Origin of the sequence: Riemerella anatipestifer ATCC 11845 = DSM 15868, assembly GCF_000252855.1 — a bacterium.
GTDB classification, from domain to species: Bacteria; Bacteroidota; Bacteroidia; order Flavobacteriales; family Weeksellaceae; genus Riemerella; species Riemerella anatipestifera.
Genome location: NC_017045.1, coordinates 1750419 through 1765203, shown reverse-complemented (window position 1 = coordinate 1765203; position 14785 = coordinate 1750419). Strand labels below are relative to the sequence as shown.

The 14785-nt window shown below is 35.1% G+C and carries 13 protein-coding genes; 5 read left to right on the top strand and 8 right to left on the bottom strand.

Annotation, left to right across the window (positions count from 1 at the left end; translation table 11 throughout):
* The first annotated feature begins 3 nt into the window (after positions 1-3).
* The gene (locus RA0C_RS08400; RefSeq protein ID WP_013447114.1) at positions 4-1398 is read left to right on the top strand and encodes a DUF4153 domain-containing protein; all 1395 of its coding nucleotides are present in this window, start codon (positions 4-6) and stop codon (positions 1396-1398) included.
* 87 nt (positions 1399-1485) lie between these two features.
* Here RA0C_RS08400 and RA0C_RS08395 read toward each other — a convergent pair whose 3' ends face one another.
* From RA0C_RS08395 to RA0C_RS08370, 6 genes are all read right to left on the bottom strand, one after another.
* Positions 1486-3774, bottom strand: coding sequence for an NADP-dependent malic enzyme (locus RA0C_RS08395; RefSeq protein WP_013447113.1), 2289 nt, complete (start codon positions 3772-3774; stop codon positions 1486-1488).
* Between the two features lie 22 nt (positions 3775-3796).
* Positions 3797-4654: a BadF/BadG/BcrA/BcrD ATPase family protein gene (locus tag RA0C_RS08390; RefSeq protein ID WP_013447112.1), complete on the bottom strand. Its 858-nt coding sequence runs from the start codon at positions 4652-4654 to the stop codon at positions 3797-3799.
* 178 nt (positions 4655-4832) lie between these two features.
* Positions 4833-5852, bottom strand: coding sequence for an adenine-specific methyltransferase EcoRI family protein (locus RA0C_RS08385; protein WP_013447111.1), 1020 nt, complete (start codon positions 5850-5852; stop codon positions 4833-4835).
* A 10-nt stretch (positions 5853-5862) separates the two neighbouring features.
* Entirely contained in the window at positions 5863-6699 is an 837-nt protein-coding gene (locus RA0C_RS08380) for an EcoRI family type II restriction endonuclease (protein ID WP_013447110.1), read from the bottom strand.
* Between the two features lie 495 nt (positions 6700-7194).
* Complete coding sequence (locus RA0C_RS08375) at positions 7195-7683, bottom strand: hypothetical protein (protein WP_004916652.1); 489 nt, start codon at positions 7681-7683, stop codon at positions 7195-7197.
* A 177-nt stretch (positions 7684-7860) separates the two neighbouring features.
* A complete protein-coding gene (locus RA0C_RS08370) occupies positions 7861-9993 on the bottom strand; it encodes an outer membrane beta-barrel family protein (RefSeq protein ID WP_013447109.1) in 2133 nt (710 codons plus the stop codon).
* 117 nt (positions 9994-10110) lie between these two features.
* On the opposite strand from RA0C_RS08370, the gene RA0C_RS08365 reads away from it, so the two are divergent.
* From RA0C_RS08365 to RA0C_RS08350, 4 genes are read left to right on the top strand one after another with little or no spacing between them, the layout of a single operon-like run.
* Positions 10111-10569 (top strand): GtrA family protein, encoded by a 459-nt coding sequence (locus tag RA0C_RS08365; protein WP_013447108.1) that lies wholly within the window; start codon positions 10111-10113, stop codon positions 10567-10569.
* Between the two features lie 13 nt (positions 10570-10582).
* A complete protein-coding gene (locus RA0C_RS08360) occupies positions 10583-11314 on the top strand; it encodes a lysophospholipid acyltransferase family protein (protein ID WP_004916644.1) in 732 nt (243 codons plus the stop codon).
* Between the two features lie 41 nt (positions 11315-11355).
* Entirely contained in the window at positions 11356-12834 is a 1479-nt protein-coding gene (locus RA0C_RS08355) for an MFS transporter (RefSeq protein WP_014411338.1), read from the top strand.
* Positions 12824-13882, top strand: coding sequence for a DUF3810 domain-containing protein (locus RA0C_RS08350; RefSeq protein ID WP_004916639.1), 1059 nt, complete (start codon positions 12824-12826; stop codon positions 13880-13882). Before RA0C_RS08355 ends, RA0C_RS08350 begins: the two co-directional genes overlap by 11 nt.
* A gap of 160 nt (positions 13883-14042) precedes the next feature.
* Here the strand turns inward: RA0C_RS08350 and RA0C_RS08345 are convergent, their stop codons facing one another.
* Complete coding sequence (locus RA0C_RS08345; RefSeq protein ID WP_004916637.1) at positions 14043-14564, bottom strand: GNAT family N-acetyltransferase; 522 nt, start codon at positions 14562-14564, stop codon at positions 14043-14045.
* Positions 14561-14782, bottom strand: a complete 222-nt coding sequence (locus RA0C_RS08340; protein WP_004916635.1) for a hypothetical protein — start codon at positions 14780-14782, stop codon at positions 14561-14563. Before RA0C_RS08340 ends, RA0C_RS08345 begins: the two co-directional genes overlap by 4 nt.
* Positions 14783-14785 lie beyond the last annotated feature (3 nt).

Below are 14785 nucleotides of genomic sequence, written 5' to 3'. Positions count from 1 at the left end.
ATTATGAAAAAACATTATTTAATTTTCGGAAGCACACTGGTGTTTGTTATTCTTTTTTACCAAGAGAATCTCGGCGTTAATCTAGGAATTTTGGGAGTCTTACTAAGTCTTGTTACTCTCATTATCACTCCAAAACAAAGAAAAACCAAAACCTTTCTAAGTCTCTTTGTGCTAAGTCTATTTTCGTCTTTTGCCTTTGCTTGGTATGGGGACTTTGTTTCTTTTGCCGCCCTCATCACTTCCGTTTTATTACTCAGATATAAAGCTCAAAATAGAAATATGAAGGCAATCCTAGCACTTCCCATAGGCATTATAAATGGATTTACATTTGTATGCAAATTCTTTAATTTTGACTATTGGCTTGATGTAAAATCTTCTTCTTCGGACTCAAGAAAAGGGCGGTTATTTATCTGGCTTATTCCTTTGTTATTTTTTGTTACCTTTTTCTTCATTTACAGTACCGCTAGTAAACATTTTTCTGACTTGCTCAACTTTGATTGGAATCTAGATATTCCTCAAATCCTTGCACTAAGTGCTTTAGGTTTTTACCTCACTTTTAACTATTGGTTATTCTCTGCCGAAAAATTCAGTTTAAAATACAATCGTTTACTTAGTAACCAATTTGAGAAAAATTTTCATTTAAAAAAGCCTACTCCCACCTATTCTTTTATTGATATAGATTCTGAAAGAATGAGCGGCGTAGCCTCTTTTGTGGTGCTTAATTTACTTCTCCTCATCTTTATTTGCACCTTTAATTATGAACAGTTTTTTGAAGACAGAATCTCTGCAAGTCAACTTTCTTCAGATACTCATCAGCGCATCAACACCATCATCATTTCCATTATTATGGCGGTATTGGTAATATTATTTTATTTTAAATCTCACTTTAATTTTGATGAAAAAGCCAAACACCTAAAACTATTAGCTAAAGTTTGGCTACTACTCAATGCTGTTTTGGTAATATCAGCAGGCATAAAAAACACTGAATACATCTTACATTTTGGACTTACTTACAAAAGATTAGGTGTTTATATATTCCTTATTTTATGCATCATAGGACTATTTTTCACCTATCTTAAGGTCATCAATAAAAAGACTAACGCTTACCTTTTCAACTATATGTTTTGGTATTTCTATGGCACTATTCTAGCGTGTAGTTTTATCAATTGGGGAAGCCTAATTACTACCTATAATATAAATACAGGAAAAGGGCAAGATTATGATTTTATTCAAAGTCTTGACTTTAATCATCAGCAAATTATTGATAACTATTACCGTAAAAATCCACAAATATATTTCCACGATAAGGAATATATGAAGCAAGACATCAAGAGTAACAAAAATAATTCGTTCCTATCCAAAAGCATTTATTATGAAACTTTGCCTTCTGATTTTTAGATAGCTATTACCTCTCATAAATACAAAAAAACCAAAGGATTTTTGCCTTTGGTTTTTTAGTTTACTTTAATATTTGGATAGCTATCATTACTTAGCACCATCTCTCCTTTGAGCATCTAGCACTGCTATTGTGGCTAAGTTTACAATTTCATCTACACTAGAACGCATTTGTAATACGTGTACAGGCTGTTTCAGTCCCATAAGGATAGGTCCTATGGTTTGTGCCACTCTCATTCCTCTAATAATCTTATACGAAATATTAGCCGACTCCAAATTCGGGAAAATAAACACATTAGCTGGGGTATCTCCTAATTTAGAAAACGGATAATCTGCTAAGTGGTCAGAATTCATCGCAAAATCTGGCTGAATTTCACCATCTACCACCATATTAGGGTATTTCTTATGTAATATTTCTACCGCTTTAGCTACCTTTTGGGAAGTCTCGGAAATACTAGAGAAGTTCTCGTAAGACAACATTGCTATTCTTGGCTCTATGGCAAAAGATTTCACGGTAAGCTCCGACATTTTAGCAATATTAACTAAATCTTCCGCTGTGGGGTTTTTGTTGATGGAAGTATCCGCAAAAAATCTCGGCTTTTTCCCTGAAAGTATCATCATCATAGAGGCTACCTTATCCACACCTGGTTCTTTTTCTATCACTTCCAAAACAGGCTTTAGTACAGAAGAGTAATTCTTTGAAAAACCAACAATCAGGGCATCAGTATCACCGTGTTTTAACATTAAAGGTCCAAAATAATCTCTATTTCTCACAAACCTTTTGGCTTTATACTCGTTGATTCCTTTTCTGTTGCGTAGCTTCCAAAGGGTTTCTCTGTACTTTCTTCTGTTCTCTTGCTGTTCCTCATCGTTAGGGTCCACAATCTTCACATTAAGCTCTATACCGAACTCCTTCATCTTCTCTTTGATGAGCTTTTTGTCTCCTAATAAAATAGGCTCTGCAATGCCTTCTTCGTAAAGGATTTGTGCCGCTTTAATCACATTATACTCTTCCCCATTACCTAGTGCCACCCTCTTAGGATTAGAACGAGCCCTATTCTGCATCATTCTGATGAGTTTTTCATCTTTGCCCATTCTGTCTAAAAGATGATTTTCGTAGGCTTCAAAATCTTCTATGTTTTTCCTAGCAATACCGCTTTCCATCGCAGCCTTTGCTACTGCCACGGACACTCTAGTTATTAACCTATTATCAAAAGGTTTCGGAATGAAATAATCTCTACCAAAGTTCAACCCTTTAAGGTTGTAAGCCAAAATAACCGCTTCTGGCACTGGCTCTTTTGCTAAATCTGCAATGGCTTTTACAGCAGCGAGTTTCATTGCCTCGTTTATCCCTTTAGCCTGAACATCTAATGCCCCACGGAAAATGTACGGAAAGCCCAAAACATTGTTCACCTGATTAGGATAATCGCTTCGCCCTGTTGCCATAATTACATCACTTCTGGTAGCTTTAGCCAAATTGTAATCTATTTCTGGCGTTGGATTTGCCAAACCGAATACAATAGGATTTTCTGCCATAGAACTCAACATTTCTGCCGACATTACATCGCCTTTGGATAGCCCTACAAAAACATCGGCTCCTTTAAGGGCATCTTCTAAAGTTTCTAAATCGGTTTCTGCTACAAAGTCTAGTTTTTCAGGCGTTAAGTTTTGTCTTTTGTGATTGATAACGCCCTTGCTATCGCACATCAAGATATTTTCTTTTCTAAGCCCTAGCTCCATATAAAGTTTGGTACACGCTATGGCTGCCGCTCCTGCCCCATTTACCACGAGTTTTACTTCTTCTATCTTCTTCCCTGCCAACTCTAGTGCGTTGATAAGTGCCGCCGCAGAGATGATTGCCGTCCCGTGCTGGTCGTCGTGCATTAGCGGAATATCTAGCTCTTCCTTTAGTCTTTGCTCTATATAGAACGCCTCTGGAGCTTTAATGTCTTCTAGGTTGATACCGCCAAAAGTTGGGGCTATTGCTTTTACAATCTGAATAAATTTATCTGGGTCTTTCTCGTCTATTTCAATATCAAACACATTGATGTCTGCAAAGATTTTAAATAGCAACCCTTTGCCTTCCATTACGGGTTTAGAAGCCTCTGCACCTATATCTCCTAAGCCTAAAACGGCTGTTCCGTTAGAAATTACTGCTACTAGGTTGCTCTTCCCTGTATATTCGTACGCCATTGCAGGGTCTTTTTCTATCTCAAGGCAAGGCTCTGCCACCCCTGGTGAATACGCCAAACTTAAATCTCTCTGTGAGGAGTGTGGTTTTGATGGGATTACTTCTATTTTACCTTTAGGCTCCGCTCTATGATAATCTAAAGCCGCTTGTCTAAAGTTTTTTTCGTCTCTATTGGTTTTACTTGACATATAAATCGTTATATAATTAAGTTTAAATTTCTAGTATGTATTTTTTGTGATAATTTACCAAACTTTCTATGGGTCTTTGCACGATAGTCCCTACCCTAAGATTGAGTTCTGCCGCTGCTGCTCTTAAAGAGTCTTCGTAAACATAAGCTATGGAGCCTATAAAATTAATTTCGGCCTCTTTGGCTTCCTTGTAAGGCAACACATGATAGTCTAAAAAGTTTTTCATTTCGTCAAAGACTAAATTTTGTAAATAAGGGTGCTGTTTTCTTTCAGCAATAAACTGATTAAAACTAGCTAAATACGCATTAGCTCTAGGATTATGATACATATTTTTAATCGCCTCTTCTATACTTAGGTTATAGGTATCTACAAAATCCTGATGTAAATCGGCGGGAAGTTTCTTCATAAAAAATCGTCTTAAAAGATGCTTTCCTAAAGCACTGCCACTCCCCTCATCACCGATTAAAAACCCTAAGGAGGGCAAATCGCTTCTCACATTTGTCCCATCAAAATAGCAAGAGTTGGAGCCTGTACCCAAAATACAAACAATGGCAGGTACGCCTCTATAAGCGGCATAGGCTGCTGCTGTAAGGTCTTCGCTCACTACTATTTTCGCATTGGTAAATACCTTTTTTAGCTGCTGCTCTACCACTGCCTTATTCTCTGCAATACCACACCCCGAGCCATAAAAGAATACTTGGGTAACGCTAGACTGAAGTTGGCTTAAATCCTGATTTTTCATAATTTCTTTCGGAATTAAATCAATCTGAATGATATTAGGATTAAAACCAATGGTTTCTGTCTTGAGTTTGAAACTTCCGTTGGGGTTAAGAATTACCCAATCACATTTTGTGGAACCTCCATCTACGATAGCAATCATATTATAATAAAATTGACGGGCTAAATTAGGAAATATATTTTAAAACGCACTGAACCTTACTAAGAAATTCTGTCAAACAGAATAAATTGATATTTAACTTAGTAATAAAAATTGGTGGGATACAAAACCATCAATTACTACTCCAAAAATCAAACAAGAGATAGAAGCCCCAACCTAACTACCTGCCGCTAAGCCACACACTTGCTAACGGCTGATTTTCCCTCTGTACTCGTACGATATTTTTAACCTTTTTATTTCTAATAAGTATCCTAAAATATGGGAATTTACCATTTATTGATAAATCTTTTCCATTGTTACCTTTTCTAAATTTAATTATTTCGAATTGCTCTGGATTAAACTTATGTAAAAATGTTATAGGTACTCCCATCCCCCCATCATAGTCCAAAGGAATATCTTCTGTTTTATCTACATTGATACCATCATAATTATCATATTTTGGATATTTATTTTCATTCCCGAAATACGTTTTTGTTAGTTTAATATCTTCGTGTCTTTTAAAATTGTCTAAATTAGTTAACCATAAACAATTATTTGGAGATACGATTCTATTTCCAAAATCATCTATTCTAGCTTCTGTACCATATAATTCATAGTGTTCTGGTACAATAAAGCCAGAGATTCCTCTGCCAAGATTTATTCCTAGCCAAGCTTTATTTTCTTTAATTAACTTAAATATTTCCTTATAAGTGATGGCATTTATATTCCCAATAATTAGAAATTTTTTATTGTATTTAATCAATTGCTCCACAAATTCTCTAAATAGGGAAAAAGGAGGATTAGTAACAACAATATCAGCCTGTTTTAATAACTCTATACTTTCAGAGCTACGAAAGTCACCATCTCCCTTAAATGATTTTACTTCAATTGGTTTATTCTGTCCTAAATATTCAAAGAAAAATCCATTCCTCACATTGGTTGCGCTAAACAAATCTGTTTCTTGCCTCTGGTAGCAGGCCGTTATCAATCTTCTAAGTCCTAATTCTTTAAAGTTTGAAGCAAAGTATTTGTAGAAATTACTTACTCTTGGGTCATCACAATTACAATAAACCACTTTATCTTGAAAATGGCTTTTGTAATGTTGTAATTCACTTTCTATATCACAAAGCTGTGTATAAAACTCATCACTTTTAGATTTTTTTGCTTTTTGTAATAATTTATTTGTTGCGTTTCTTGCCACTATTCTTTGCTTATTTATTTTTGGTAATTTGATTAAATAAATCGCTCCCTAATACCTTAAGAGAGGTTTTTGAAATTGTAAGCATAATATCAAACATCTCCTTATTATCCCACTTTTCTCCTTTTCCTTGTGTATAAATAGATGTTGCTTGGAGCATAATTGTTTTATCCCTGTGTTTAATAAATTTATTTACACACAAATTGGTGTTAATAGGCATTCCGTAATTTGCAGCAGTTAGCCTATCCAATCTGTTTAATATCCCTGAATTGTATTCAAGTCTTACTATTCTTCCATCTGGTCTTTCAATTGACACAGTTTCTGTTAAAAAATTAGAGCCTTCTAAAAACAAAACATAAGGAAAATGAGATTCTAAAAGCATAAAATTGGCTATTTCTGATATATTCTTATGCGATCTTTCTATCGCATTTCCTGCCGCCATCAAATCCTGATTATTAGCCTTACCAACCAACCTTCCTTTCCTAATATTTTCTATATCTTTACCCTGATGTTTAGCTTCTGACACTAAAATTATCCTCCAATTGCCATTATCATCTTTCACTTCAATTATTCCTCCATCGGGTTTAACGCTTGAATTTGGAACAAAGAGGGTCTGTCCTAGCTCTCCATCAATTTTTCTTAACGCCTTGTTTATTTCTTCTTTTCGTATGCTTGTTTTATATTGAAATGTTAGCTGTGGGTATTCTTCTTCAAGTTGCTTAATCACGAGATGCGATATTTCACCAAGTGTTAAATCGTGTAATTTTGCTTTTTCACCAAAAATACCAACTACTCCTTGAGACTTTTTATGTTGAACTGTCAATCTTGTTGATTGGTTCTTCTTAGCCATTATTATTTTATTTGTTATGTTCTACAAAAATACAAATTTATCTTTTATAGGAAAGGTTTAGGCTTATCAACAATCATTTACCTTACACTTTCGCCCCGAAAAATCCAAAAGGGAAGCCCACTCTCGCCTATCACCCCCAAAACGGGCTTTGATGCTAGGGGAAGGTGGGGTAAGCCCAAGGGCTTATTGAGGCTCTCGGCGGGGTCTTAGTAGAAGTGGACTTGGTGGTTGAGCTAAAACTCTTCGTAGATAACGGCAAAATTGGGGTTCGTAACGTACTCCTCTGGGTCTTTAACCTCGTACACTTCCTAAAAAACCAACACAACTTTCTAAAAGACCAACTCTAGTAGGCTAAAGACCTCGTACACTTCCTAAAAAACCAACACAACTTTCTAAAAAACCAACTCTAGTAGGCTAAAGACCCCGTACACTTTCCAAAAAACCAAGTCAGCCTCGCTAATTACGAGGCTGACTTGATTTTTTAGGAACTCAAAATTATTCTTTAGGAGCCGCAGCTTTGTCTGCCCTTCTGCCACGACTAGCGAAAAACTGTGCCAGCTCTCTCTGCTTGGCTTCGTAGCCTGGCGCCGAAGTCCCTACCATAAAATTGGTATAGGCATAATCTACCAAGGCGTCTTGATAGTTATCATAATCATGGAGAGTTCTGGCATTTTTAAGGTTTTGTAGCAGCGTTTCTAGCCTGTCTATAATGTTGGTGAGATGGGTACGGCTGCTAAAGTCTTTATCAAACTCTGCCCAATCTACCTGTGGTGTCTGTAAGCTAGGCATACTTTTGTGAAAATCATTCACTCGATTAACGAAGAGCTTGTTTTGCTCATTGATGCTACCGTACCTCTTGCGGTCTTCCGAGGTTAGATTTACATTTACTTCTGCCAGTTCTGCCTCTAGTTTGGCTAATGCTTCTACCACCTTAGCTACTTTGTCTTCGCTTAGATGGCTGTTTCTTAAGTTACTTAAACTCATAATTCATTAGATTTTTAGGTTAATGACTGATGGGGTCTTTCGCTGTTTGCCACCAGCTTTTACTTTTTTATACTTTGCCTTAATGGAGATAAGGCGTGGCTAATATAATAAATAATAAACATTAAAAGGAGCAAAAATGCTCCTTTTTTCCTTTAAAAGTATCCATAATCTTAGTTTTTAAAGACCTTGGATAAGCCCTGTATCTTCTTTTTTATCCTTATTCAAAAGGTTAGGGGTTTCTTTTGCTAGGCGGTTTTTAGTTGGGATTTTGTAGTTTATAGAAAGTCCGAAGCTACGGCTGTCCCACTTATTAAAGAGTACAACATTGGGCGTTTGTGCTAGAGAACGCACCTGCATTCTTTGTCCGTTTAAAATATCATTAGCAAATACCGAAACACTCAAACGGTCGTGCATAAACTTCTTGGAAAGTGTAAGGTCTAGCGTGTTCATAAACGGTTTATCGGCTACAAAATAGTAGTAGTTTCCGTTCGGTGTAAGGTATCCAAAATTAGCTACTAGCTTGATATCTTTCGGAAGTATAAACTGCGACATTAGGTTCAAAATCCAAAATCCTTTGGTTTTCACTTCTGGAATTTCGTGTTTTTGGTAGCCCGCATAGAGGTACATAAAGTTGATTTTGTCTGGGTTAAAATTCATCTTCATTACCTCGCTTAACGGTTTATGGAATAGCATAAACGGCAACGGAAGCCCTACATTAAAGTTGTGGATTCTAAATTGTGGTAAATTATCCTGACGATGAACAATCACATCTCCCTGACGAATAATCATCTGAATGAGCTGATTTTTAGCCACGCTTACATTATAGCCGATAAAGGCATAGTCAAACGCAGAAAGTTTAGCTTCATAGTTGTCAAAAATCGTCGGTTGGAGTTCGGGATTACCCGTCGTCCAAAGGTTTCCGTTAGCAAAGGTATTGTTGTTAGGGTTAAGGGCAGAAATGCTAGGCAGCGTAATTTTTTTGTTATAGTTTAAAGCAAAATAAACCTGCTTACCAAAGTTGTACTGCACACTTGCATTGGGGAAAAACCTAAACTGATTAAAAGGGATTAGTTGTTTATTAGACTTTGTAGTTGCATTGTAAGCCTCTCCTGAAATATCGTAATCTTCGGCACGAGTTCCTGCTATGAAATCAAATTTCCCTAAAGTGGCTTGTAACTCTACATAAGACGAGGCGGTTTGCCTTTGATAATCTAGATTAGTAATACCTCCAGATTGGGTATTAAAATTCAGCTTCTCGTACAACCCACCAAAACTGATTTTACCTTCATCTAAAATATTTATCGGTTGAGAGTAATCTACCTTAAAAGTAGAAATTCTGGCATCTGATAGATTGTCTAATGTCAATTCACTTCTTCCAACGCCGTTAAATATTTGATTTTCCTGCTGGAATTTGTTATCATTCTTATTGAATGAAAATTTAAAATCTAATTTTTTATTTTTATCATCGAATTTCTTCTGATAAGTGGCGATAAACTCGTGTCTATCTCCCAATGAATTGGTTTCGTCTAATCTTTCGTAAGGCACTCCTAAAATAATACCACTACTATTTGTTCTAGCATCATTGTTATTATGGTTAAGGTCGTAGTTTAACAATAATCTGTCTTGACCAATATCCAGAGTCATTGCCGCTTTAATAAAAGAACCACGCCCCCATCGGTCGGTAAATACAGAGGTAATATTATCGGTATTCCCTCTAAGTAGAGATTCTCTGTAATTTTGCCCCACATTAAGCTGCCAACCAAACCATTTATTTTTAGCGTTAAGTAAAACGGAGTTATTAGTTCGGCTGCGTACTTTTTCTTCATTGGTAAAAGAGTAATTGCCAGAATAAGTAGCTGTAAGGTAATTTTTAGCCGTTTTGGAAGTGATAATATTAAGGATTGCTCCTCCAGAAGTTGCAGGAAATTCTGCCCCTGGTTGTGTGATAATCTCTATACGGTCTATAGAATTAGCTGGCATACCTTCTAGAAAGGCATTCAGTTCGTTACTGGAAATATTCAGCGGTCTGCCGTCCATAAATACATCTAACATCTTACCTTGATAAAGCATACCTGCCACATCAGATGACACAAGCCCTGGCAGTTTTTTTATCCCATCTAAAGCTGTCCCTGAATTAAGTTGAGGCTGTTCCGAAAAGTCAAAAATCGTTCTATCTGCTTTTTGTTCTACCGCCTTTTTGGTTTTGGTGATGGTAACTTCTTCTATCCTTTTCTCTTTTGAGCCACCTTTTTCTTGTGCCATCACACACAATGAACTCACCAAAGACAACAGAATTAATTGTTTTTTCATAGTTTTTATTTTAATAACACAATAAGTCGCAAAGCATCTATATTTTGTTACATTTTATAAAAAAACTCCACTGGATATTTTACATCTTTAAATTATTAAAGTTAAATTTGCCACTTTATGAAACAGCATCTACTGAAACAAAAACAAATTCTATTCTTTATTATAGCAGGTGGTTTGAGTGCTATAGTAGAGATAGGTTCTTTTAAATTGTTTAGTATCTTTATTCCTCAATGGCTTCCTATGGAGGTAGATTTGATGGGAGTACATTACCCGTTGAGTAATATTTTATCTACCAGTAGTGGTATTATTACCAACTATTTCTTGAGTATATGGTTTGTATTTCAGAGGGGAAAACATTCTAAAAAGAGAGAATTTGCTTACTTTATGGGGGTCTCTGTTTTTTCTACTTTTTTGAGTCTTATATTCTTCCAAGTTTTCTTTTGGTGGGTTTTTGAAAGTTATCTTAAAATATGGTTTTTCACTTTCAGCCGAGAAATACTCAGCAAAGTATCAGCTATCGCTCTAGTATCTATACTCAACTATAGTGTAAAAAAACGAGTGGTATTCAACGGATAAAATTTTCAAAATTATGGTGGCACTGGTTTATCTATGGCGTTTATGGTTTGTGATACTAAACATTGTTCTAGTGCTAATACTAGGACCTTGGGTTTATCTTTTTTCATTTAGAAAGGGGCACTACAAAATTTGTTATTTTTTTATTAGACTTTGGGCGTTAGGCGTATTCTATGGTATGGGCTTTAGATACGAGTTGATTAAAAAAACTTCAAAAAGTCTTAATCCTAACACACAATACATCGTGATTGCCAACCATACTTCTGTGATTGATGTTATGCTGATGGTTATCTTATTACCTAATCACCCTATTTGTTTTGTAGGAAAAAAAGAGTTGGTAAAAATCCCCATTTTCGGAACTATTTACAAGAGAGTAGCGGTGATGGTGGACAGAAACAGCCCGAAAAGCAGAGCCGAAGTGTACACAAGGTCTGCCGAAAGAATGAGAAGTGGACAAAATATGGTGATTTTCCCTGAAGGTGGCGTTCCTGATGACACAAGCATTATTCTAGACGATTTTAAGAACGGAGCCTTCTCCCTAGCGGTGGAACATAGTATGCCACTAGCTATATTTACGTTCATCGGGCTTAAGGAAATGTTCCCTTTTGATAATTCTAAAGGTTATCCTGGTAAAATAAAAGTATTCTTGAATGAGATTGTTGATAATCCTATAACCTATAATGTAGAGGAACTTAAAGTAAAGGCACATCAACTTATCAAAAACACACTAGAAGAAAACACTCTATAATATAAAATAATAAATTATCTTTGCTCTTATAATTTTTAACAATGGAACAAAATACAGCACAAACCAAATGGTCTCAATTTATATCCCTAATTATTGTATTCTTCTTTTGGGGATTTGTAGCCGCAAGTAACGATAATCTTATTCCTGTTTTTAAGAAGAGTTTTACTCTTTCTCAGGTGCAGTCTCAACTAGTCGCGTGGGCATTCTATGCTGCTTATTTCATAGGTTCGGTTATATTTTTCATCATTTCTTTGTTTAGTGATATTCTGCAAAAATTTGGTTATAAAAAGACCTTAGCCTTCGGGTTGGTAATTTCTGCTATTGGTGCCTTTTTGTTTGTACCAGCAGCTAGTAATCATAGTTTTGGGTTCTTTTTAACAGCTTTGTTTATTGTAGGATTAGGATTTTCTGTTCAACAGATTGTTGCCAATCCTCTCGCTATTAAAATGGGAAGCCCCGAAACTGGTGCTCACAGACTAACCTTAGCAGGAGGCATCAACTCTTTGGGAACTACCATCGGTCCTATTTTGTTAGGATTAGCTCTTTTTGGAACGGGAGGCAACGGAGATACTAACCTAAACCTCAACGATGTTAAATTACCGTTTATCATACTTGGAATTGCCTTTATACTCGTGGCAGTATTTATGCTATTTTCTAAAATAGAAGACCCTTCTAAAGACCTCACTTCAGATGAAGTAGATAATACAAATAAAGATTCCTCTTTCAATATCTTTAGTTATCCGCAACTCCTATTAGGAATGCTTGCCATTTTCATTTATGTAGGTGTTGAGGTTTCTATTATTAGTAATTTACCTGCTTTATTACACACTGCAGAATTTGGTAATGTTTTAGAACATAATATTGCTCCTTTTGTATCGCTCTATTGGGGTAGCTTGATGATTGGAAGATGGAATGGAGGCATCAATGTTTTCAATACCTCGTCTTCTACTAATTTAGCTTTAAAATTTATTGTTCCGTTCATAGCATTCGGAATTATTTTAGGAGCTAACCATCTAAGTGGAAAAGATATTTCTGCATTTTACGTCTACCCTATTTGGATTTTTATTTTTATCGTTATGAGTTTCCTAGGTGGTAAAAACGCTGGAAAAACACTAATGATTTTTGGCGTAGCTGGTGCAGTAATGATGATTTTAGGTTTATTTTACCCAGACAAAGAAATTGCCAAATATTTCTTTATTTCAGGTGGATTATTTTGCTCTATTATGTGGCCTTCTATTTTTGACTTGGCAATCGCAGGGCTTGGTAAAAATACTGGTAAAGCCTCTTCGTTCTTGGTAATGATGATTCTAGGAGGTGGTGTTATCCCTCTGATACAAGGGTGGGTTTGCGACCATGACCTTACCTCTCCAAACGGAATTTTAGGAATGACTTATACGCATTTCTCGTACATTATTCCTGTGATATGCTTCAGTTATTTGGCATTTTATGGTTTTATTACTCCTAAAATTCTTAAAAAGAAAGGCGTTATTCTTTCTGAAAGTTCTAGTAATGCACACTAGTGATTTACATAAAAAGAAAAGATTTTGGGCAGGCATTTTGTTTGCCCAATTTGTTTTATTCTATATTCTATCCAAAATTGCTTTAGCTGTTGAATGCTTTAACTCTCTTTTTGAACTAAAAAAAGAAACACATCAATATCTTTCATCTTTGTTTCCGTTTTCTATTGGAGATATATTGTACATTGTTTTATTTGTAATCCTCATTTATAACTTAGTTTCAATATTTAAAAAGAAAAAACAATCATTACTAAAACTATTAGTAGGAGTTAATATATGCTATTTCATCTATCAAAGTTTTTGGGGAATGACTTATTTTCAACCACCAATAATAAATCTTTTACCCAAAGAAGAACCTAGTATTAACGAAGCTAAAACTCTTGCTATTAAATATCTCAACTTATGTAAAGAAAGTAGAGCACAAGTCTCCGAAGATTCTAACGGTGTTTTTAAGATAAAAAATTTAAGTATTGTAACCTCTGAAATTCTTAATCAACAGAAGCAACTTCCTTTAGGTTTAAACTCTAAAATAACAACTGACATCTCCAATTTCAAACCTAGTATTTTTTCTTTTATAATGAATGATACAGGTATTTTAGGGTATTACAATCCTTTTTCTGCCGAAGCTCAATATAACCCTAATCTTCCTGATACTTATTTGCCATTCACTCTAGCCCACGAAAGTGCCCACCAGCTAGGTTACGCGAGGGAGCAAGAAGCTAATTTCATAGGTTATCTCATAGGAATCGATAGTGATAATATTGACCTAAAATACAGCACTCAATATTTCACTCTTAAAAGTTTACTTAACTCGTTAGTAGATACAGAGCCTCAATTCGTTGAAAAAATCCTTAGTGAATATTCTGATGGAATGAAACGAGACCGAGCTTATGAGAAAGATTTTATAAATAAGCATACAGGACTCATTTCTGATTTTTTTGGATTGACTAACCATCTATTCCTGAAATCTAATCAGCAAGAAGGCAGAATTACTTACTCTTACTTTATTGAACTTTTAATCAAGTACGAACGACTTTCTATCACTAATTAAAAAGAGTCATACTATCTTTTGGGATAATATGACTCTAAAAACACAAATGATGAAAAAAATTTATTGCTTAAGAGAAATTTCTCCCCTCTTCTTATGCTCTCCAAATATACACTTTTTTATTTAAAAAAACAAGAAATATCATATTTTTTTTAAGAAAACTTCACTTATAAACTATATCCCTTATTTCTTTAACAAGAAAGGATAAATCATCAGAGTTATTCGTCCCTAGCAAATATAGATTTACAGGCACTTTTCCCTTTGAATAAGCTGGTTGAATATAATTTTTGTCCAAAATTACAAAACCATTACGCTGGTAAAACTCCAACCTCCTAGATGCTAGCTCTCCTAAATTTTCAGGTTCTGATTCCAAGATTACCAATGGAAATTTATTCTTTAAATAATTCAATACTTGAGAACCTAAATTTTGATTTCTAAACGAAGTATATATTTCAAAATGCTCTACAAACAAGCATAATGATAAATCCCACACAATAATATAGCCTACACTATCTTCTCCCCTTATAATTTCTCTTATAGGAGAAAAATCTTTTCTAGCTAAAGCCCAAAAACCTGCTTCATCTCTGCGTTCGTCTTTTGGAAAAGTATTTATATAAGACTGATAGATTTCCTGTAGTTTAGTAATATTATTACTATTCACAGGCTTTATTTGTATCTTCATCATAAATCAAATACGCTAGGTCTTCTTACGATAAAAATATCTTTTACCCAAAGTAGGAATGCCAACCCTAAATAAAGAAGGAAAAATACACCTGCCGTTGCAAATGTAGAATAAATGAAAAAGACCCTTAATTTTGACACAGGAATCCCTAGTCTAGACCCCATTCTAGTAAGTACACCAAACCATTCACGCTCAAATCTGTGCCTTAAATTTTCAAACATAAA